The sequence below is a fragment of the Sphingomonas sp. Leaf9 genome (genome assembly GCF_001421355.1).
Classification (GTDB): domain Bacteria; phylum Pseudomonadota; class Alphaproteobacteria; order Sphingomonadales; family Sphingomonadaceae; genus Sphingomonas.
Map to the genome: position 1 here is coordinate 669,379 of NZ_LMKC01000002.1, position 18,914 is coordinate 688,292.

Annotated in this window: 21 protein-coding genes; 16 read left to right on the forward strand and 5 right to left on the reverse strand. The window is 65.4% G+C overall.

Annotated features, from left to right (window positions below; all coding sequences use genetic code 11):
- The first annotated feature begins 3 nt into the window (after window positions 1-3).
- The 4 genes from ASE58_RS07030 (at window position 4) to pal (ending at window position 3,386) form a co-directional block, all read left to right on the forward strand.
- Window positions 4-435, forward strand: a complete 432-nt coding sequence (locus ASE58_RS07030) for an ExbD/TolR family protein (protein WP_055819163.1) — start codon at window positions 4-6, stop codon at window positions 433-435.
- Between the two features lie 3 nt (window positions 436-438).
- Window positions 439-1,446: a hypothetical protein gene (locus ASE58_RS07035; protein WP_055819166.1), complete on the forward strand. Its 1,008-nt coding sequence runs from the start codon at window positions 439-441 to the stop codon at window positions 1,444-1,446.
- Between the two features lie 27 nt (window positions 1,447-1,473).
- Complete coding sequence (gene tolB, locus ASE58_RS07040; RefSeq protein ID WP_443024648.1) at window positions 1,474-2,781, forward strand: Tol-Pal system beta propeller repeat protein TolB; 1,308 nt, start codon at window positions 1,474-1,476, stop codon at window positions 2,779-2,781.
- Between the two features lie 74 nt (window positions 2,782-2,855).
- On the forward strand, window positions 2,856-3,386 hold the full coding sequence (gene pal / locus ASE58_RS07045) for a peptidoglycan-associated lipoprotein Pal (protein WP_055763260.1): 531 nt from the start codon (window positions 2,856-2,858) through the stop codon (window positions 3,384-3,386).
- Window positions 3,387-3,429: 43 nt separating this feature from the next.
- Here pal and ASE58_RS07050 read toward each other — a convergent pair whose 3' ends face one another.
- From ASE58_RS07050 to ASE58_RS07060, 3 genes are all read right to left on the reverse strand, one after another.
- Window positions 3,430-4,335 carry a sensor domain-containing diguanylate cyclase gene (locus ASE58_RS07050; protein WP_200909308.1) on the reverse strand — a complete coding sequence of 302 codons (906 nt, stop codon included), beginning with the start codon at window positions 4,333-4,335 and terminating at the stop codon, window positions 3,430-3,432.
- Between the two features lie 122 nt (window positions 4,336-4,457).
- Window positions 4,458-6,776, reverse strand: a complete 2,319-nt coding sequence (gene clpA / locus ASE58_RS07055; protein ID WP_055819173.1) for an ATP-dependent Clp protease ATP-binding subunit ClpA — start codon at window positions 6,774-6,776, stop codon at window positions 4,458-4,460.
- A gap of 109 nt (window positions 6,777-6,885) precedes the next feature.
- Window positions 6,886-7,035 carry a DUF1192 domain-containing protein gene (locus ASE58_RS07060; RefSeq protein WP_327196330.1) on the reverse strand — a complete coding sequence of 50 codons (150 nt, stop codon included), beginning with the start codon at window positions 7,033-7,035 and terminating at the stop codon, window positions 6,886-6,888.
- A gap of 111 nt (window positions 7,036-7,146) precedes the next feature.
- On the opposite strand from ASE58_RS07060, the gene ASE58_RS07065 reads away from it, so the two are divergent.
- The 4 genes from ASE58_RS07065 (at window position 7,147) to ASE58_RS07080 (ending at window position 10,591) form a co-directional block, all read left to right on the forward strand.
- Window positions 7,147-8,145, forward strand: a complete 999-nt coding sequence (locus ASE58_RS07065; RefSeq protein WP_235513525.1) for an NAD(P)H-quinone oxidoreductase — start codon at window positions 7,147-7,149, stop codon at window positions 8,143-8,145.
- Window positions 8,146-8,273: 128 nt separating this feature from the next.
- Window positions 8,274-8,933, forward strand: a complete 660-nt coding sequence (locus ASE58_RS07070) for a DUF1013 domain-containing protein (protein WP_200909324.1) — start codon at window positions 8,274-8,276, stop codon at window positions 8,931-8,933.
- 113 nt (window positions 8,934-9,046) lie between these two features.
- Complete coding sequence (locus ASE58_RS07075; protein WP_055819179.1) at window positions 9,047-9,919, forward strand: dienelactone hydrolase family protein; 873 nt, start codon at window positions 9,047-9,049, stop codon at window positions 9,917-9,919.
- A gap of 48 nt (window positions 9,920-9,967) precedes the next feature.
- The gene (locus tag ASE58_RS07080) at window positions 9,968-10,591 is read left to right on the forward strand and encodes a glutathione S-transferase family protein (RefSeq protein ID WP_055819182.1); all 624 of its coding nucleotides are present in this window, start codon (window positions 9,968-9,970) and stop codon (window positions 10,589-10,591) included.
- A gap of 72 nt (window positions 10,592-10,663) precedes the next feature.
- On the opposite strand, the gene ASE58_RS07085 is transcribed toward ASE58_RS07080, so the two are convergent.
- On the reverse strand, window positions 10,664-11,314 hold the full coding sequence (locus ASE58_RS07085; RefSeq protein ID WP_443024643.1) for a peptidylprolyl isomerase: 651 nt from the start codon (window positions 11,312-11,314) through the stop codon (window positions 10,664-10,666).
- A gap of 37 nt (window positions 11,315-11,351) precedes the next feature.
- Window positions 11,352-11,807 (reverse strand): GFA family protein, encoded by a 456-nt coding sequence (locus tag ASE58_RS07090; RefSeq protein ID WP_055819188.1) that lies wholly within the window; start codon window positions 11,805-11,807, stop codon window positions 11,352-11,354.
- Between the two features lie 76 nt (window positions 11,808-11,883).
- Between ASE58_RS07090 and ASE58_RS07095 the strand changes: the two genes are divergently transcribed.
- From ASE58_RS07095 to rplC, 8 genes are all read left to right on the forward strand, one after another.
- Entirely contained in the window at window positions 11,884-12,315 is a 432-nt protein-coding gene (locus ASE58_RS07095) for an MAPEG family protein (RefSeq protein WP_055819193.1), read from the forward strand.
- A 58-nt stretch (window positions 12,316-12,373) separates the two neighbouring features.
- Entirely contained in the window at window positions 12,374-12,640 is a 267-nt protein-coding gene (locus ASE58_RS07100) for a hypothetical protein (RefSeq protein ID WP_055819195.1), read from the forward strand.
- Window positions 12,641-12,879: 239 nt separating this feature from the next.
- Window positions 12,880-13,251: a 30S ribosomal protein S12 gene (gene rpsL, locus ASE58_RS07105; RefSeq protein ID WP_055757399.1), complete on the forward strand. Its 372-nt coding sequence runs from the start codon at window positions 12,880-12,882 to the stop codon at window positions 13,249-13,251.
- 99 nt (window positions 13,252-13,350) lie between these two features.
- Window positions 13,351-13,821 carry a 30S ribosomal protein S7 gene (gene rpsG / locus ASE58_RS07110; protein ID WP_055763657.1) on the forward strand — a complete coding sequence of 157 codons (471 nt, stop codon included), beginning with the start codon at window positions 13,351-13,353 and terminating at the stop codon, window positions 13,819-13,821.
- A 95-nt stretch (window positions 13,822-13,916) separates the two neighbouring features.
- A complete protein-coding gene (gene fusA, locus ASE58_RS07115; RefSeq protein WP_055763285.1) occupies window positions 13,917-16,010 on the forward strand; it encodes an elongation factor G in 2,094 nt (697 codons plus the stop codon).
- A 201-nt stretch (window positions 16,011-16,211) separates the two neighbouring features.
- On the forward strand, window positions 16,212-17,405 hold the full coding sequence (gene tuf / locus ASE58_RS07120; RefSeq protein WP_055763289.1) for an elongation factor Tu: 1,194 nt from the start codon (window positions 16,212-16,214) through the stop codon (window positions 17,403-17,405).
- Between the two features lie 152 nt (window positions 17,406-17,557).
- Window positions 17,558-17,866: a 30S ribosomal protein S10 gene (gene rpsJ, locus ASE58_RS07125; protein WP_033921125.1), complete on the forward strand. Its 309-nt coding sequence runs from the start codon at window positions 17,558-17,560 to the stop codon at window positions 17,864-17,866.
- Between the two features lie 321 nt (window positions 17,867-18,187).
- Window positions 18,188-18,913 (forward strand): 50S ribosomal protein L3, encoded by a 726-nt coding sequence (gene rplC / locus ASE58_RS07130; RefSeq protein WP_055763659.1) that lies wholly within the window; start codon window positions 18,188-18,190, stop codon window positions 18,911-18,913.
- Window position 18,914: the final 1 nt, after the last annotated feature.

Consider the following 18,914-nt stretch of genomic DNA (forward strand, 5'->3'; position numbering starts at 1 on the left):
GCCATGGGCATCAACCTGCCGTCGGCAAAGGGAAAAGGGCGCCGTGCGCCGATGGCGGAGATCAACGTCACGCCGCTGGTCGACGTGATGCTGGTGCTGCTCATCATCTTCATGGTGACCGCCCCGCTGATGACCGCCGGCGTGGCGGTGAACCTGCCCGACAGCCGCGCGAAGGCGGTCGAACAGACGCAGCAGCCGGTCACGCTGTCGATGGATGCCGAAGGGCGGACGTTTATCGACGACCTCGAAGTATCGTCCGACAACCTGCCCGGCGAACTGGAAAAGATCGCGGCGGCAGGTGCCGGGGCGACCGAGCCGCGGCAGGTGATGCTGCGCGCCGACCGCAGCCTCGACTATGGCCGGGTCAATGCCGTGCTGGGCGAACTGAACCGCGCCGGCCTGAACCGCGTGTCGCTGATCAGCGTGGCGCAGTAAGGCATGCAGAAGGCGGAGAAGATCGGGCTTGGCGTAGCGGTCGCGGGACATGTCGTCCTGTTCGGCCTGCTGTCGGTCGGGTTTCTCGCCACGCCGAACCCCAAGAAGCTGGTCACCCAGCCGATGGATGTCAGCTTTGCCGAAGAGGTCGCGGCCGAACAGAGCGCGCCCGAACAGACCGATGCACCGGCGATCAGCCAGGCCCCGGAAACCGGTGCGCCCGAGGAAGCCGCGCCCAGCGAGCCGGCGAGCGAGCCGGAGCCCGCGCCGGAACCCGAACCCGCGCCGCCGGCCCCCGCGCCCAAGCCGCAGCCGGCCCCGCGCCCGGAGCCAAAGCCTGCGCCGAAGCCCGTGCCGGCGCCCAAGCCCGTGCCGAAACCGGTGCCCAAGCCTGCCCCGAAACCTGCGCCCGCACCCGAACCCAAGCCCGCCCCGGCGCGGCAACCCGCACGACCGGCGCCTGCCCGGCCGACGGCGGTCGCGAAGGCACCGCCAAAGGCTGCTGCGGCCAAGCCTTCCGCCGCGCCTGCGAAGCCGGCGGCGAAGCCTGCTGCGACACGCGGGCAGGGGGACAATGCCCAGGCGACGGCACAGCGTCCGCGGGGTGGCCGGCTGGGCAATGATTTCCTCAAGGGCATCGCCGACACGCCGGCACCGGGCAAGGCCCCGGCTCCACGCGGCACGGCGGTCAGCGCGCAGTCGGTCGCGGGCCTTGCCAGCGCGATCCAGCGGCAGGTGCAACCCTGTGCGAACAAGATTCCGAACCCCGGCCCCGGCGCCAACCAGATTCGCTCGCGTATCCGGTTGCAGATGCGTTCCGACGGGACCTTCGCCGCAAAGCCCGAACTGCGCGGCCAGACGGGGATCGACGACGAAAACCGCCGCTATGCGCAGCGCGTGTCCGAACTGGCGATCGCCGCGCTGACGCAGTGCGCGCCATACGAACTGCCCGCCGACCTGTACGAAGGCGGGTGGAAAGACATCATCATCAACTACAAGCTGCCCGGCTGACCGGAGGGATGTATGCGTAAACTGACGATGGCACTGGGCGCGGTACTCGCCAGCCTGCTCGCGGCCCCGGCGGCGTTCGCGCAGGTCGAGGTCGATATCGAGGGCGGCATTTCCGAACCGCTGCCGATCGCGGTGCCGGTGATGCCGACGCCGCAGGTCGCCTCGACGCCCGCCGGATCGACCGACGCGCTGGGGCGGCAGTTGGCGGAGATTGTGGCCACCGACCTGCGCAATTCGGGGCTGTTCAAGCCTGCCGGCCCCGATGGCCTGCCGCCGGTCGCGATGGCGCAGGTGCAGGTGCCCGACTATGCCGCGTGGAGCAACGCGCAGGCGCTGGTGCAGGGCTATGTCCGCGCCGAGGCGAACGGGACGCTGACCATCGGCTGCTATCTGTACGACACGTTCGGCCGTACCGAATTGACGCGGCAGGGATTCAACGTGGCCCCGGCCGAATGGCGTCGCGCCGCGCATAAATGCGCCGATGCGGTCTATACCCGCCTGTCGGGCGAAAGCGCCTATTTCGACAGCCGCATCGTCTATGTCAGCGAGACCGGGCCGAAGGGCAATCGCATCAAGCGGCTGGCGATCATGGATCAGGACGGGGCCAATCACCGTTTCCTGACCAACGGCCAGTCGATCGTGCTGACCCCGCGGTTCGCACCGAACCAGCAGTCGATCGTATATATGTCCTACGCCAATGAGCGGCCGGCGATCTATGTGCTCGACCTCGACAGCGGGCGGCAGCGGCTGCTGGTGCAGAATGCGTCGTTGACCTTCGCGCCGCGCTTCTCGCCCGATGGCCGCTATGTGCTGTTTTCGATGGCGCAGGCGGGCAATACCGACATCTACCGCGTGGCCGCAACGGGCGGCAGCCCGCAACGGCTGACCAGCGCGCCCGGCATCGACACCGGCGGCAGCTATTCGCCCGACGGGTCGAAGATCGTGTTCGAAAGCGACCGTTCGGGATCGCAGCAACTCTATGTGATGAACGCCGACGGGTCGAACCAGCAGCGGATCAGCTTCGGCGGTGGACGCTACGCGACCCCGGTATGGAGCCCGCGTGGCGACCTGATCGCCTTCACCCGGCAGGGTGGGGGCAGCTTCCGCATCGGCATCATGTCGCCCAGCGGCAACGGCGAAAAGCTGTTGTCCGACGCATGGGGCGACGAAGGGCCGAGCTGGTCGCCCAACGGCCGCGTCCTGACCTTCTTCCGCAGTGCGCAGGGGTCGGGGAAAACGCAGATCTGGTCGGTCGACCTGACGGGTTCGAACATCCGCCGCATCCCGACTGCGCTCGACGGGTCCGACCCGAGCTGGGGGCCCTTGCGCCCCTGACCTTTCACCAACGGGGGCCATTTCCGCTACAGGGGCATTGTAGCGGAAGGCGCAACGACCAAGGGAGGTTTATCATGACCAAGATTTCCGCGACGCTGTTCGTCGCCATCGGCCTGCTGGCGACTGCCGGCTGCGCCAAGAAGCGCCCGGCGGTGTTGCCGCCGGCACCGGGCCAGACGGTCGATCCGAACGCCGGCACCGGTGGCACGGGCGGGACCGGCACGGGCACCAACGGCGTTGTGCCGGGGTCGCGCGCGGACTTCCAGCAGTCGGTTGCCAGCGACACGATCAACTTCGGCCTCGACCAATATGATATCGATGCCACCGCGCGGCAGATCCTCGACAGCCAGGCGCAGTGGCTGACGCGCTATCCCAATGTCCGCGTGACGATCGAGGGGCATGCCGACGAACGCGGCACCCGCGAATACAACCTCGCGCTGGGCGATCGTCGTGCGAACGCGGCCAGCAGCTACCTCGCGACGCGCGGGATTTCGCCGTCGCGGATCACGACGATCAGTTATGGCAAGGAACGCCCGCTGGCGCTGGGATCAGACGAAGCGGCCTGGGCACAGAACCGGCGCGCGGTGACCGTCGTCCTCCAGTAAGGTCGTGATGCCTGCCCGGTCGCCACCTGCGGCCGGGCGGGGATCAGCTGGCCAGCCGCAGGGTGCCTCGCCCGGCGGACTTGGCGAAATACAGCGCTTCGTCGGCGCGGCTGTAGACGCTGGAAATCGTGTCGCCGGGGCGAACGTCGGTCAGCCCGGCGGAGAAATCGATCCGGAACGCGGCGTCCTCAGGAAACATCATTTGTCCGCCGACGCGCTCCCGCAGTCGCTGGACCGCCCGCTCGGCTTTTGTGATCCTGGTGTCGGGGAACAGGATCAGAAACTCCTCGCCGCCGATGCGGCCGAATCCGTCGCAGGTGCGCAGGTGCGCGCGGACGAGGCGGGCGAACTCTCGCAGTACCCGGTCTCCGCCGACATGGCCGAACCGGTCGTTGACCCGCTTGAAATGATCCAGATCGACCAGCACCGCCACCGTGCTGTGTGGCGGTTCCGCATGGCGTCGCTCGATGCGGCCGCCCAGCAGCGCCATGATATGACCGCGATTGGAAATGCCGGTCAGCGGATCGGTCGAGGCTGTCTTGACCGCGATGTCGCGTTCCTGCCGCAACACGCGATCCGATTGCCGCATATGGGTGATGTCGAGCGCGATGAACAGGATATGCCCGTCGGGCATCGTCTGCTCGACGATGTGCAGCCAGCTGCCGTCGTGCATGTCGGTTTCGATCGACAGCATCGGCACCTTGCCCCGCCGCGACAGGGATGAGGACAGCCACGCCTCGAAATCATCGTGCGATACGATCGGCCCGCGTCGATAGGCGTGATTGCGTCGCATCAGCTCGATCCAGTCGGGGGTCTCTTCGGGATCGAGGAAGAAGGCCCGGCGATAGGCAGGATTGGCAAACAGGATGCGGCCCGCCGGATCGTATAGCGCAACCATTGCCGCAGCATGGTCGAACGTCTCGATCAGTTGGCTATGGGCGGGCTGCATGGTGCTTTCGGCAAGGGACGGGAACGGCGCTTGGGGCTTACCGATCCGTTATGCCGTAATGCATGATATATTGATTAAAGGGGCTGCGACCGCGACGGTCGCAGCCCCTTTGCCGTAGCGGATCAGGCTTCGGCTGACGCCTTCGCCTTGCCGCCCTTGCGCGGCTTCTTGGGCGCGGCAGGCGTGATTTCGAAGGTCAGCGCGCCGTCCTTCAACGCGACATTGACCTCGCCGCCATGGACCAACTTGCCGAACAACAGTTCCTCGGCCAGCGGCTGCTTGATCTTGTCCTGGATCAGGCGGCCCATCGGACGCGCGCCATACAGCTTGTCATAGCCCTTTTCGGTCAGCCACGTCCGCGCCGGGTCGTCCAGCCGGATATGGACGCCGCGATCGGCCAGCTGCAGTTCGAGCTGGAGGATGAACTTGTCCACCACCCGCGCCACGACTTCGGTCGGCAGATAGCCGAACGGTACGATCGCATCGAGCCGGTTGCGGAATTCGGGCGTGAACAGCTTGCGCACCGCCTCTTCCTGCACGTCCTCGCGGTCGATCTGGCCGAAACCGATCGATTCCTTGGCCATGTCCGACGCGCCCGCATTGGTCGTCATGATGAGGATGACGTTGCGGAAATCGACGGTCTTGCCGTGGTGGTCGGTCAGCTTGCCGTTGTCCATCACCTGCAACAGGATGTTGAACAGGTCGGGATGCGCCTTCTCGATCTCATCGAGCAGCACGACGCAGTGCGGCTGCTGGTCGATCGCGTCGGTCAGCAACCCGCCCTGGTCATAGCCGACATAGCCGGGAGGGGCACCGATCAGCCGGCTGACCGAATGGCGCTCCATATATTCCGACATGTCGAACCGCTGGAGCGGAATGCCCATGATCTCTGCCAGCTGGCGCGCGACCTCGGTCTTGCCGACGCCGGTGGGGCCGGTGAACAGATAGTTGCCGATCGGCTTGTCGGGATCGCGCAGGCCCGCGCGGCTGAGCTTGATCGCCGAGGACAGCGCCTTGATCGCGTCGTCCTGCCCGAACACGACCCGCTTCAGGTCGAGTTCGAGATTGGCGAGCGCACGCGTATCATCGGTCGAAACCGTCTTTGGCGGGATGCGCGCCATCGTCGCGATGACCTGTTCGATCTCCTTGGCGGTGATCGTCTTCTTACGCTTGGGCGCAGGCACCAGCATCTGCATCGCGCCGACTTCGTCGATCACGTCGATCGCCTTGTCCGGCAGCTTGCGGTCGTTGATGTAGCGCGCCGACAATTCCACCGCCGACTTGATCGAATCGGGGGTGTACTTGACCTTGTGATGCTCCTCGAAAGCCGAACGCAGGCCGGTCAGGATCTTGATCGTGTCTTCGACCGAGGGTTCGTTCACGTCGATCTTCTGGAACCGGCGCAGCAGCGCGCGATCCTTTTCGAAGTGGTTGCGGAACTCCTTGTAGGTTGTCGAGCCGATGCAGCGAATCTGCCCGCCCGACAGCGCGGGCTTGAGCAGGTTCGATGCGTCCATCGCCCCGCCACTAGTCGCACCCGCGCCGATGACGGTGTGGATTTCGTCGATGAACAGCACCGCGTGCGGCAACTTCTCCAGCTCGGTCACGACCTGCTTCAGCCGTTCCTCGAAATCGCCGCGATAGCGGGTGCCGGCGAGCAGCGCGCCCATGTCGAGCGAATAGATAACCGCGGGCAGCAGCACCTCGGGCACGTCGCCTTCGACGATCTTGCGCGCCAGCCCCTCCGCGATGGCGGTCTTGCCGACGCCGGGATCACCGACATACAGCGGGTTGTTCTTCGAACGGCGGCACAGGATCTGCACCGTGCGATCGACCTCGGCCGAACGACCGATCAGCGGGTCGACCTTCCCGGTCTTCGCCTTTTCGTTCAGGTCTACGCAGAATTGCTTCAGCGCGCTCTCGTTCTTGCCCTTGTCGGCCGTTTTCGGGGTTTCCTTCTCATCGGCCCCCTTGGGCGCCGGGGTTTCGGTCGCGGTCGATCCGCCCTTGCCGACGCCGTGGCTGATGAAGCTGACCGCATCGAGGCGGCTCATGTCCTGCTGCTGCAGGAAATAGACGGCATAGGTCTCGCGCTCGCTGAACATCGCGACCAGTACGTTGGCCCCGGTTACTTCGTCACGGCCCGACGACTGTACGTGCAGGATCGCGCGCTGCACGACCCGCTGGAAGCTGCTGGTCGGCGACGGATCGGTCGCGGCGTCCAGTTTGAACGTGTCGAGTTCGGTGTCGAGATAATGGGCGACGGTCGCGCGCAGTTCGTCGAGGTCGACGCCACAGCCGGTCATCACCTTTGCCGCGTCGACGTCATCGGTCAGCGCGAACAGCAGATGTTCGAGGGTCGCATATTCGTGCCGGCGCGAGGATGCGGCCTCGAGCGCCTTGTGCAGCGTGGATTCCAGTGCGGATGCGAAGGATGGCATTATTTCACTCCGGTCGGCCGGCGAAAACGCGCCGGCCCTGCGTCCCGATCGCTCGGGTCTCCACCAATGTCGGTATGCCGCCGCCCGGCATCAAGCGGGGCGGAACATGTCATGACCGGAACAGCGCGTCGGCGCTGGCGCGGTGGTTGTTCGCCCGGTCGATCCGCGCGCGGCACCGGGCGATCTCGCCCTCCAGCGCGGCGATACGCCTGGTCAGTTCATCGACCGACAGCGGGTCCAGATCCTCGGCGAGCAACATGGGCAACAGGTTGCCACGAAGATGGTTAACATTTTCGTCGGGTTCCATGGCCAGCAGCGTTGACCCTGCCGCTGGCGATGTCAATAACGCCGGACACAGGGGGAAGAGCTTATGGACGTACCAGCGGCGATGCGTGCGATCGATCCGACGGAGCCGGGTGGCCCGGAAGTGCTGGTCGTGGTCGAACGCCCGACTCCGCGCCCCGCGCAGGGCGAGGTGCTGATCCGTGTCGCAGCGGCCGGGGTGAACCGCCCGGACGTGCTGCAGCGCACCGGCGGCTATGCTCCGCCGCCCGGCGCGCCGAGCATTCCCGGCCTGGAAGTCGCGGGCCATGTCGTCGCGGTCGGCGATGACGCCGATGGCCACCTGATCGGCCAGCCGGTATGTGCGCTGCTCGCCGGTGGTGGCTATGCCGAATATGTTGCGGTGTCGGCCGGACAATGCCTGCCGATCCCCGATGGCCTGTCGATGGTCGAGGCGGCGGCGCTGCCCGAAACGCTCTTCACCGTGTGGACCAACCTGTTCGAGCGCGGCTATGCGGCAGAGGGCGACAGCGTGCTGGTCCATGGCGGCACCAGCGGCATCGGCACGATGGCGATCCTCCTCGGCAAGCTCTTTGGCATCGAGGTCATCGTCACCGTTGGCAGTGATGCGAAGGCACAGGCCGCGCGCGACCTGGGCGCGGCGCATGCGATCAATTACCGTACCGAGGACTTCGTCGAGCGGGTGGCGGACATCACCGGCGGCAACGGCGTCAGCGTCGTGCTCGACATGGTGGGTGGCGACTATGTGCCACGCAACCTGAAGTGCCTCGGCGAGGATGGTCGCCATGTCTCGATCGCGGTGCAGGGCGGGGCAACCGCCACGGTGCCGCTGTGGGACATCATGCGCCGCCGCCTGACGCTGACCGGATCGACGCTGCGCCCGCGCGATGCAGCGTTCAAGGAAATGGTCGCCGACGAATTGTCACGTACCGTCTGGCCCCATGTCGCATCGGGCAAGCTGCGCCCGGTGATGGACCGGACCTTTCCACTGGAACAGGCCGCCGACGCGCATCGCCGGATGGAGGCTGGCGATCATGTCGGCAAGATCGTCCTGACCCTGGAATAAAGGCGAATGCAGGGCAGGTGCCCCGGCGCTTGCCCTTTGCGGCGACCTGTCCTAAGCCCGTATCCAGTGTGGCCGCCCGGTTTGGGCGGCCCTTTCTATTTCGGAGACCCGTCGTGGCCCAGCCGCTGATGCCGCACGCGACCGCTTCCTGGCTGGTCGACAATACCGCCTTGTCCTTTTCGCAGATCGCCGACTTCTGCGGCCTGCACGTCCTTGAGGTGCAGGCGATCGCCGACGACACCGCCGCGACCAAGCTGACCGGCCGCGATCCGGTGCGCGCGCACGAACTGACGATGGAAGAGATCGAGAAGGGGCAGAAGAACCCCGACTACCGCCTGGTGATGATGAAGGGCCCTGAACAGGTCCGTCGGACCAAGGGCCCGCGCTACACCCCGGTCAGCAAGCGGCAGGACAAGCCGGACGGCATCGCCTGGATCATCCGCAACCACCCGGAAATCAGCGATGGCGCGATCGGCAAGCTGATCGGCACCACCCGCACGACCATCGCCGCGATCCGTGACCGGACGCACTGGAACATCGGCAACATCACGCCGAAGGACCCGGTGACGCTGGGCCTGTGTTCGCAGCGTGAGCTGGACGCGCTGGTCGGCAAGGCGGCGAAGGCCGCCGGCATCGAGGCGCCGGCCGACACCCGCCTGGAAGGCGACCGCGAGGCGCTGATCGAGCAGCTGCGCAACGAACGCACCCAGGCGGCGCGCGACGCCGAACTGGCCGAGCGCGGCGAGACCGCCGAACCGTCGAGCTTCTTCGACCCGTTCAAGCGCTGATCCATACCACCCGGTGACGCATTGCCGGCCCGGCCATCCTCGGATGGTCGGGCCGTTTGCGTATCGGCGGCAATGGCTTAGGCTGCGCGTTCCCGAAGCGGAGTGCCAAGCCGATGTCCGACGACCTGACCGCCCGCGCGATCGCGCTGTACGACGCCTTCACCCACGACCATCACGACCGTCGCACGTTCATGGCGCAGATGGTGGCGCTCGCCGGATCGGCAGCGGCCGCCGAAGTGCTGATCGCCGGCATCGCAGCATCCCCCGCCGCCGCGCAGCAGGTGGCAGCGAACGATCCGCGGCTCGACGTGGCAAAGGCGAACGGCTCCGAAGCCGGCCATCCCGCCAGCGCCTATTTCGCGGCACCCAAGGGCGGGCGCGCCCTGCCGCTGGTGCTGGTCATCCACGAAAATCGCGGGCTGAACGCGCATATCGAGGATGTCGCGCGGCGGATCGCCCTTGCCGGGTTCCGCGTGATCGCCCCCGACCTGCTCGCCCCCCAGGGCGGGACGCCGACCGACGAGGACAAGGCGCGCGCGATGATCGGTACGATCGACTACGACGTCGCGCTGGCCCAGGCGAAGGCCTATCTGGCCAAGGCGCGGGGCGAGCGCAAAGGGCTGCGCACTGGCGTCGTCGGGTTCTGCTGGGGCGGGGCGTTCGTCAACCGGCTGGCGGTGGCCGACCCGCTACTGACCGCCGGGGTCAGCTATTACGGCCCGGCACCCGATCCGACCGAGGCGGCCAAGGTCCGCGCCGCGCTGCTGCTGCAACTCGCGGGCAAGGACGCGCGGGTGAATGCGACCGCGCTGCCATGGGGGGAGGCGCTGCGCAAGGCGGGCAAGCGGGCGACTACCCATGTCTATCCGAACGTCGACCATGCCTTCAACAACGACACCTCGGCGGCGCGCTATGATGCGGCGGCGGCGAAGCTGGCATGGGACCGCACCATCGCGTTTCTGCGTCACGAACTTGACGCGAAATAGGAGGATGTTCCACCTTCGTTCCTAACGAATCGCAGGGGGAGAAACACGATGGCCGGACTGACGCTCTACACCAACCCGATGTCGCGCGGGCGGATCGCCCGCTGGATGCTGGAGGAGGTCGGCGCGGACTATGCCGTCGAGGTGCTGGGCTATGGCAGCACGATGAAGGCCGACTCCTATCTCGCGATCAATCCGATGGGGAAGGTGCCGGCGATCGTCCATGACGGGCGGGTCGTGACCGAATGCGCCGCGATCTGCGCCTATCTGGCCGACGCCTTCCCCGATGCGGGGCTGGCCCCGACGGCGGCCGAGCGCGCGGATTACTATCGCTGGATGTTCTTTGCCGCCGGGCCGCTGGAGCAGGCGATCACCAACCGCTCGCTGGGCGTGGTGCCGAGCGACGACCAGCAGCGGATGGTCGGCTATGGCGATTACGATCGCGTGGTCACGGTGCTGGAGGCGGCGGTTGCGGCGCATCCCTATATCGCGGGCGATCGCTTCACGGCGGCGGACGTCTATGTCGGGTCGCACGTCATGTGGGGTACGCAGTTCGGGACGTTGCCGAAGCTGGACGCGTTCACTGCCTATCTTGGACGACTGTTGGACCGGCCGGCCTATGCCCGCGCCAGTGCGCTGGACGACGCGGCGGTGGCGGAGATGCAGGCGGCGTAACGCGCGTTTGTCCGCAGAACTGCGCTAGGCAAGCTCCGTCACCCCGGATCAAGTCCGGGGTGACGGCGTGGCTCAACGCCGCACATTGATCAGCCAGACCTTCGGCTGACCGGTCGGCTGCGGTTTCCCGTCCAGACGCCGCGCGCGCAGGATGCGGACGGGATCGAGGATCATCTGGCCCTTCATCGCGTCCGATCCGCCGCCGGTCGGCTTGGCGAGGATGCGCTTGACCACGTCCATGCCACCGACGACCCGCCCGAACGCGGCGTAACCGGCAAAGTCGCCCTTCGCATCCATGCTGGGCATCGCGCCGACCAGCAGGACGAAATTGCCACCCGCCGAATTGGCTTCGGGTCGCCTGGCCATCGAGATCGCGCCGTCGACATGGCGGACGCCGGTCTTGTCGGTGCGTTCATGGGGGAAGGGGGGCAGGATGCGGCGGGCATCGGTGCGGATGCCGCCCTGCACGAACCCCAGCTTCGGATCGGCCTTGCGCCGCGCCGACCGATAGAAATCGGTATCGTCGAACCGGCCATCATCGACATAAGCGAGGAAGTTCTTCGACGTCGCCGGCGCGCGCCTTAGATCCAACGCGACGATGATCGATCCGACGTTGGTGTCGATCTTCACCCGGACATAGCCGGGCGTGGCGCGGGTGGCGGATTGGGCGGACGCCGGCGCGGCAAAGGCCAGCAGGAACAGGGCAAGCAGGATACGCATCATCGCCCCCTAACGCCCGAAGCCGCCGGGCGGAAGCGCGTCAGTCCGCCTGCATCGCGGCATATTCGGCCAGCAGCGGGCCGAACGCCTCCGTCGGCGGAAAACCGGGATAGCGGTGTCGGGCCGGCGTCGTCGCCCATGGCAGCGCTTCGTCGGTCCAAGTGTCGATGAACGGCGCGAAGCCCTCCGGCTGGTCGAGTGAACCCACACGGACATTGGTGAAGCCGGGATCGGGTTCGATCCGGGTGAACAGCCAGCTTTTGCAATGGTCGCAATGATGATGCCGGACCTGTTCGCTGTGCAGTCCGCCGATCACGGTCGCGCCGGTCACGTGCAACGCGGTACTCGGCACTGCGACGCTCAATGAAAAGGCGCTGCCCGACATCTGCCGGCATCCGCGACAATGGCACGCCATGGTCATCATCGGCGCGGCATCGATCCGCAGGCGCACCCGCCCGCAACGGCAGCCGCCTTCGATCGGCAGGGCAGGGGGCATCGCATCACTCCGTTGGCGTGAAAGACCGCCCCGGTATAGACTGCGCATAGAGGGCGACAACAGGGGTGGGCGAACGATGATGATGGCGCGGGCGATCCTGTGGCCGACCTTTGCACTGGTCGCGCTGATTTTCCTGGTCGGCATCACGCTATTGCAGGCGCGGATCGGGCATATGCGGCGGCAGCGTCCGCGTGCGGCGGACCTGGCCGGTGGTGATGCGACTCGCGCCTATTTCCGCCCGGTCGAACGGCCTGCCGCCAATCTGGCGAATCTGTTCGAGATGCCGGTGCTGTATTTTGCGCTGGTGCCGCTGCTGCTGGTCACCGGCCTCGCCACGCTGGCGCAGGTGGCGCTTGCCTGGGCCTATGTCGCCGTCCGTGCGGGGTACAGCATCGCGCACATCACCGGCCGGGTGCGGCCACGCTTCGTCCTGTTCCTTGTGTCGAACGGGGTGCTGGGCGCGATGTGGGTGGGATTTGCGATCGATATCGGCTTTTCGGCACGCTGACGCACCGGAACGGCGGGCGCTACGCGACGTTGGAGTCGCATCCTATTGGAGATTTGCCATGGTCCGTTTCGCCGCCGCCTTGCCCGTCCTTGCCCTGCTCGGCGCCTGTGGTGGACAGGAGATCGTGACGACCAACGATGCGAACGTCGCGTCGAACGACGCCTATGCCAACGCGGCCTTCCGCAACGATGGCGAGGTCGGCAACGAGATGATCGCGATCAACCCGATGGAGACCGAGGCCAATTCGGTGACGACCGCCGGTGATGCGATGATGGGCAATACGCCCGACGGGATGAACGCGACCATGGGCAACGCCGCGAACTGATCGCGCCTGCATGGGCCTGTGGAGGTCCGCCGCGTGCCATTGACCGATCGGGGGCGCATCGGTATAGGCCGCGCGTCCCACTGGGTCGGCGTCCTAGCCGTCGTCGGCCTGCATGTGGGTTCAAAGAGCTGAACATTGCTGGAGACATCGGCCCCGAGGGTTTGCGCCCACGTGGCCTTTGCGCATTTCTGACAGGAACGGCTCCGGCAAAGTAACCGCAAGATAAGGTGAAGGGCTTCATGCCGACGATCAACCAGCTGGTCCGCAAGGGCCGCGAACCGCAGAAGGCCAAGTCGAAGGTCCCTGCGATGGACCAGAACCCGCAGAAGCGCGGTGTCTGCACCCGCGTCTACACGACGACTCCGAAGAAGCCGAACTCGGCACTGCGCAAGGTGGCCAAGGTTCGCCTGACCAACCAGCGCGAAGTCATCAGCTACATTCCGGGTGAAGGCCACAACCTTCAGGAACACTCGGTCGTGCTGATCCGCGGCGGTCGTGTGCGCGATCTTCCCGGCGTTCGCTACCACGTCCTGCGCGGCGTGCTCGATACGCAGGGTGTCAAGGATCGCCGCCAGTCGCGTTCGAAGTACGGCGCCAAGCGTCCGAAGTGATCCTGTGCCGCGCTGATCGCCAGCGCGGCCTGAGATCCATCTACCCCCAGTAAGCCCCCGACGGGTTCGGGAACCGGCTGAAGATTGAAGGAATATCTGATGGCTCGTCGTCGTCGTCCCGAAAAGCGGGAAATCCTGCCTGATCCCGTATACGGGGATGAGGTTCTGACCAAGTTCATGAATTCGGTGATGCTGGACGGCAAGAAGTCCGTCGCCGAAGGCATCGTCTATTCGGCATTCGAAACCGTCGAGAGCCGCGCGAAGCGCGACCCGCTGGGCGTGTTCCACGATGCGCTGAACAACGTGAAGCCGAACATCGAAGTGCGTTCGCGCCGCGTCGGTGGTGCGACGTACCAGGTCCCGGTCGAAGTCCGCTTCGAACGCGCCCAGGCACTCGCCATCCGCTGGCTGATCGCCTCGGCCCGCAACCGCAGCGAGAACACCATGTCGGCCCGCCTGTCGGGTGAGCTGATGGACGCTGCCAACAACCGCGGCAACGCCGTTAAGAAGCGCGAAGACACGCACCGCATGGCGGAAGCGAACCGCGCCTTCTCGCACTACCGCTGGTAAGCTCAGGCGGTGGCTTTTCACCGCTGAACTAACCGCCTATATCGTGGGGAGCGGGCGTCATGCCTCGCTCCCCACATTGCTAAGGAAGCACGATCATGGCCCGCAGCCATCCGCTCGAACGGTATCGTAACATCGGCATCATGGCGCACATCGACGCCGGCAAGACGACCACCACCGAGCGTATTCTTTACTACACCGGCAAGTCCTACAAGATCGGCGAAGTGCACGAAGGCACCGCCACCATGGACTGGATGGAGCAGGAGCAGGAACGCGGCATCACCATCACCTCGGCGGCAACCACCTGCAAGTGGCGCGCTGAAGAGGGCAAGGGTGAAGAGCACCTGATCAACATCATCGACACCCCCGGCCACGTCGACTTCACGATCGAAGTCGAACGTTCGCTGCGCGTGCTCGACGGTGCGGTCGCCTGTTTCGACGGCGTTGCCGGCGTGGAGCCGCAGTCGGAAACCGTGTGGCGTCAGGCCGACAAGTACGGCGTGCCGCGCATGTGCTTCGTCAACAAGCTCGACCGTACCGGCGCCGACTTCTATTTCTGCGTCGACTCGATCATCGAACGCCTCGGTGCGCGTCCGGCGGTCCTATATCTCCCGATCGGTATCGAAGGTGGCTTCAAGGGCCTGGTCGACCTGGTCGAGAACCGCGCGATCATCTGGCTCGAAGAGTCGCTGGGCGCGAAGTTCGAATATCAGGACATTCCGGAAGACATGAAGGAAAAGGCTGCGAAGTATCGCAGCGACCTGATCGAAATGGCCGTCGAGCAGGACGACGACCTGATGGAAGCCTATCTCGAAGGCAATGAACCGTCGGTCGCCGATCTGAAGAAGCTGATCCGCAAGGGCACGCTTGGCATGCAGTTCGTGCCGATCGTCTGCGGTTCGGCGTTCAAGAACAAGGGCGTGCAGCCGCTGCTCGACGCCGTGGTCGACTATCTGCCGTCGCCGCTGGACATTCCGGACGTGCAGGGCGTGAAGCTCGACGGCGAGACCCCGGATTCGCGTCCGGCCGCCGACGATGCGCCGATGTCGCTGCTGGCGTTCAAGATCATGAACGATCCGTTCGTCGGCTCGCTCACCTTCGCCCGCATCTATTCGGGTACGCTGACCAAGGGCGGCTACCTGAACTCGGTGAAGGACAAGAAGGAAAAGATCGGCCGTATGCTCCTCATGCACGCGAACTCGCGTGAGGACATCGACGAGGCGCGCGCCGGTGACATCGTCGCCATCGCGGGTCTGAAGGAAACGACGACCGGCGACACGCTGTGCGACGCTTCGAACCCGATCATCCTCGAGCGCATGGAGTTCCCGGAACCCGTCATCGAGCTGTCAGTGGAACCGAAGACCAAGGCCGACCAGGAAAAGATGGGCATCGCGCTCAACCGCCTGGCTGCCGAGGATCCCTCGTTCCGCGTGTCGACCGATCACGAATCGGGCCAGACGATCATCAAGGGCATGGGTGAACTTCACCTCGAAATCCTCGTCGATCGCATGAAGCGCGAGTTCAAGGTGGAAGCGAACGTCGGTGCGCCGCAGGTGGCGTATCGCGAATATCTCGCCAAGCCGGTCGAGCTGACCTACACCCACAAGAAGCAGTCGGGTGGTTCGGGCCAGTTCGGCGAAGTGAAGGTGAAGGTCATCCCGGGCGAGCGTGGCACCGGCTACCAGTTCTTCGACGAGATCAAGGGCGGCAACATCCCGCGCGAATATATCCCGTCGGTGGAAAAGGGCATGCGCGAGACGGCACAGACCGGTTCGCTGATCGGCTTTCCGATCATCGACTTCGAAGTGCACCTGATCGACGGCAAGTACCACGATGTCGACTCGTCGGCGCTGGCGTTCGAAATCTGCGCCCGTGGCGCGATGCGCGAAGCGGCCCAGAAGGCCGGCATCAAGCTGCTCGAGCCGATCATGAAGGTCGAGGTCGTGACCCCGGAAGACTATCTGGGCGATGTCATCGGCGACATGAACAGCCGTCGTGGCCAGATCCAGGGCACCGACAGCCGCGGCAACGCGCAGACCGTCGAAGCGATGGTCCCGCTGGCCAACATGTTCGGCTATGTGAACCAGCTCCGCTCGTTCACGCAGGGCCGCGCGCAATACTCGATGCAGTTCTCGCACTATGACGAAGTGCCGCAGAACGTTGCCGACGAAGTGAAGGCTAAGATGGCCTGAGGCGCACGGGGCTAAGCCAGCTTAGCCCCGAGACGCCGAAAGGCCGGCCGGCGGGGCGGTCGCACGACCGTCCCGTCCGACGACGAATTTACTTCGTCGTCCTGTCCCCGGTTCGGGGGCTGGCATTACGAAACAACACCCGCTAAAGGGCCGCGTTCGCGTGGCCCCGGCGGCACCGAATTCGAATCAGAAGGTAGGAAAATGGCTAAGGCAAAATTCGAGCGGAACAAGCCGCACCTCAACATCGGCACCATCGGTCACGTCGACCACGGCAAGACCTCGCTGACCGCCGCGATCACCAAGGTGCTGGCGGACACGATGGGCGGCGTCGCCGTCGACTTCGCCAACATCGACAAGGCTCCGGAAGAGCGCGAGCGCGGCATCACCATCTCGACCGCGCACGTCGAGTATGAGACCGCCGCCCGCCACTACGCGCACGTCGATTGCCCGGGTCACGCCGACTATGTGAAGAACATGATCACCGGTGCCGCGCAGATGGACGGCGCGATCCTGGTCGTGTCGGCCACCGACGGCCCGATGCCGCAGACCAAGGAGCACATCCTGCTCGCCAAGCAGGTCGGCGTTCCCACCATGGTCGTCTTCCTGAACAAGGTCGATCTGGTCGACGACGAGGAAATCCTCGAACTCGTCGAAATGGAAATCCGCGAAGAACTGTCGAAGCGTGAATTCGACGGCGACAACATTCCGATCATCCGCGGCTCGGCCACCTGCGCCCTGTCGGGTTCGGACCAGAAGCTGGGCCAGGAAGCCATCCTGGAACTGATGAAGGCCGTTGACGAGTCGATCCCGCAGCCGGAGCGTCCGCTGGACAAGCCGTTCATGATGCCGATCGAAGACGTGTTCTCGATCTCGGGTCGTGGTACGGTCGTGACCGGCCGCGTCGAAACCGGCATCGTGAAGGTCGGCGAAGAAGTCGAAATCGTCGGCATCCACGAATCGGTCCGCAAGACCGTCGTGACCGGCGTCGAAATGTTCCGCAAGCTGCTCGACCAGGGCCAGGCCGGCGACAACATCGGCGCGCTGATCCGCGGCGTCGCCCGTGACGAAGTGGAGCGTGGTCAGGTTCTGGCGAAGCCGGGCTCGATCACCCCGCACACCGACTTCCAGTCGTCGGTGTACGTGCTGTCGAAGGACGAAGGTGGCCGTCACACGCCGTTCTTCGCCAACTATCGTCCGCAGTTCTACTTCCGCACCACGGACGTCACCGGCACGATCGAACTGCCGGAAGGCACCGAAATGGTCATGCCGGGCGACGAAGTTGCCCTCGGCGTGAAGCTGATCGCACCGATCGCCATGGACGTCGGCCAGCGCTTCACCATCCGTGAAGGCGGTCGTACCGTCGGCGCAGGGGTTGTCAGCGGCATCGACAAGTAATATAGCGAATCGAACAGGTGGCGGTCCCCGGAGACGGGGGCCGCCATTTGCTATTTATGAGGGCACCTCGCTTGTAGCTGGGGTTTCCACTAAGCCATTCGTTGTTAATCAAGAGCCGTTCCGACGGCCCGCTCTTTCGCATCGGTAGGACCATGGACAACAATATCCGCATTCGCCTGAAGGCGTTCGACCATCGCGTGCTCGACCAGGCGGCCGGCGACATCGCCGACACCGCGCGTCGCACCGGCGCCCTGATCCGTGGACCGATCCCGCTGCCCACGCACATCGACAAGTTCACGGTCAACCGCGGCCCGCACATCGACAAGAAGTCGCGCGAGCAGTTCGAGACCCGCACCTACAAGCGTCTGCTCGACATCGTGCAGCCGACCCCCCAGACCGTGGACGCGCTGATGAAGCTCGACCTCGCGGCAGGGGTGGACGTAGAGATCAAGCTGGCGTAATAGCCGCTTGCCGCGACGTAGGGTGATTCCGCCCTGCGTCGCGCTTTCGCTTCCCGTTGGGTTCTTTAGGGCCACACGGTAGAGGCCGGGAAAGCAACCAAAGGGATACCGAACGGCACGACGCTTCCGGGCAAGTGCTGTTGTCCGCGTCCCCGCTATCGTCGATGCAACCCTTCGGTGGGGAATATCGGCGATGTCTGGCCCTGGCGGGGGCGTGCAGATCGCAAGGGCTGGGGCTTCGGAGGCGGGTGACCGCGCACCGGAGCCTTTTTCGTTAGGCAAGCTCGTCGTCAAGACGAGCCTCTGTTGGAGGAGTTGGTCATGCGTACTGGTGTGATCGCGAAGAAAATGGGTATGACCCGGCTGTTCCAGGACGACGGGCGCCACGTGCCCGTCACCGTCCTGCAGCTGGAAGACGTGCAGGTCGTCGCCCGTCGTGAAATGGACCGTGACGGTTACGTCGCGGTGCAGCTCGGCGCCGGCGTTGCCAAGGCGAAGAACGTCGCCAAGCCGCAGCGCGGCCATTTCGGCAAGGCCGAAGTGACCCCGAAGGCGCGCGTGGTCGAGTTCCGCGTTGCGGACGATGCGCTGCTGGATGTCGGTGCCACCATCGGTGCCGACCACTATGTCGCCGGACAGCTGGTCGACGTTTCGGGCCGTACGCAGGGCAAGGGCTTTGCGGGCGCCATGAAGCGCTGGAACTTCGGCGGTCTGCGCGCCACGCACGGCGTGTCGGTGTCGCACCGTTCGCACGGTTCGACCGGTCAGCGTCAGGATCCGGGCAAGGTCTTCAAGAACAAGAAGATGGCCGGCCACATGGGCGACCGTAACCGCACGCAGCAGAACCTGCAGGTCGTGTCGACCGACGTCGAGCGTGGGCTGATCTTCATCAAGGGTTCGGTTCCCGGCCACAAGGGTAGCTGGCTGACGGTCAAGGACGCGGTGAAGGTCGCGCGCCATGCCGACGCGCCGTATCCCGCAGGGCTGAAGAGCGCCAACAGCAACGACGCGGCCGCACCGGCAGCGACCGACGGCCAGGAGGGCTGAT

What these genes read in the sequence shown, in the direction of transcription:
- clpA (WP_055819173.1), bottom strand. Translation starts at nt 6,776, where the DNA reads ATGCCATCCTTCGCATCCGCACTGGAATCCACGCTGCACAAGGCGCTC.
- ASE58_RS07030 (WP_055819163.1), top strand. Translation starts at nt 4, where the DNA reads ATGGGCATCAACCTGCCGTCGGCAAAGGGAAAAGGGCGCCGTGCGCCG.
- ASE58_RS07050 (WP_200909308.1), bottom strand. Translation starts at nt 4,335, where the DNA reads ATGCAGCCCGCCCATAGCCAACTGATCGAGACGTTCGACCATGCTGCG.
- ASE58_RS07085 (WP_443024643.1), bottom strand. Translation starts at nt 11,314, where the DNA reads ATGATGCGTATCCTGCTTGCCCTGTTCCTGCTGGCCTTTGCCGCGCCG.
- ASE58_RS07100 (WP_055819195.1), top strand. Translation starts at nt 12,374, where the DNA reads ATGGTCCGTTTCGCCGCCGCCTTGCCCGTCCTTGCCCTGCTCGGCGCC.
- ASE58_RS07080 (WP_055819182.1), top strand. Translation starts at nt 9,968, where the DNA reads ATGGCCGGACTGACGCTCTACACCAACCCGATGTCGCGCGGGCGGATC.
- ASE58_RS07060 (WP_327196330.1), bottom strand. Translation starts at nt 7,035, where the DNA reads ATGTTGCTCGCCGAGGATCTGGACCCGCTGTCGGTCGATGAACTGACC.
- rpsJ (WP_033921125.1), top strand. Translation starts at nt 17,558, where the DNA reads ATGGACAACAATATCCGCATTCGCCTGAAGGCGTTCGACCATCGCGTG.
- rplC (WP_055763659.1), top strand. Translation starts at nt 18,188, where the DNA reads ATGCGTACTGGTGTGATCGCGAAGAAAATGGGTATGACCCGGCTGTTC.
- pal (WP_055763260.1), top strand. Translation starts at nt 2,856, where the DNA reads ATGACCAAGATTTCCGCGACGCTGTTCGTCGCCATCGGCCTGCTGGCG.
- ASE58_RS07075 (WP_055819179.1), top strand. Translation starts at nt 9,047, where the DNA reads ATGTCCGACGACCTGACCGCCCGCGCGATCGCGCTGTACGACGCCTTC.
- rpsL (WP_055757399.1), top strand. Translation starts at nt 12,880, where the DNA reads ATGCCGACGATCAACCAGCTGGTCCGCAAGGGCCGCGAACCGCAGAAG.
- ASE58_RS07070 (WP_200909324.1), top strand. Translation starts at nt 8,274, where the DNA reads ATGCCGCACGCGACCGCTTCCTGGCTGGTCGACAATACCGCCTTGTCC.
- ASE58_RS07090 (WP_055819188.1), bottom strand. Translation starts at nt 11,807, where the DNA reads ATGCCCCCTGCCCTGCCGATCGAAGGCGGCTGCCGTTGCGGGCGGGTG.
- ASE58_RS07095 (WP_055819193.1), top strand. Translation starts at nt 11,884, where the DNA reads ATGATGATGGCGCGGGCGATCCTGTGGCCGACCTTTGCACTGGTCGCG.
- rpsG (WP_055763657.1), top strand. Translation starts at nt 13,351, where the DNA reads ATGGCTCGTCGTCGTCGTCCCGAAAAGCGGGAAATCCTGCCTGATCCC.
- ASE58_RS07035 (WP_055819166.1), top strand. Translation starts at nt 439, where the DNA reads ATGCAGAAGGCGGAGAAGATCGGGCTTGGCGTAGCGGTCGCGGGACAT.
- tolB (WP_443024648.1), top strand. Translation starts at nt 1,474, where the DNA reads ATGGCACTGGGCGCGGTACTCGCCAGCCTGCTCGCGGCCCCGGCGGCG.
- fusA (WP_055763285.1), top strand. Translation starts at nt 13,917, where the DNA reads ATGGCCCGCAGCCATCCGCTCGAACGGTATCGTAACATCGGCATCATG.
- ASE58_RS07065 (WP_235513525.1), top strand. Translation starts at nt 7,147, where the DNA reads ATGGACGTACCAGCGGCGATGCGTGCGATCGATCCGACGGAGCCGGGT.
- tuf (WP_055763289.1), top strand. Translation starts at nt 16,212, where the DNA reads ATGGCTAAGGCAAAATTCGAGCGGAACAAGCCGCACCTCAACATCGGC.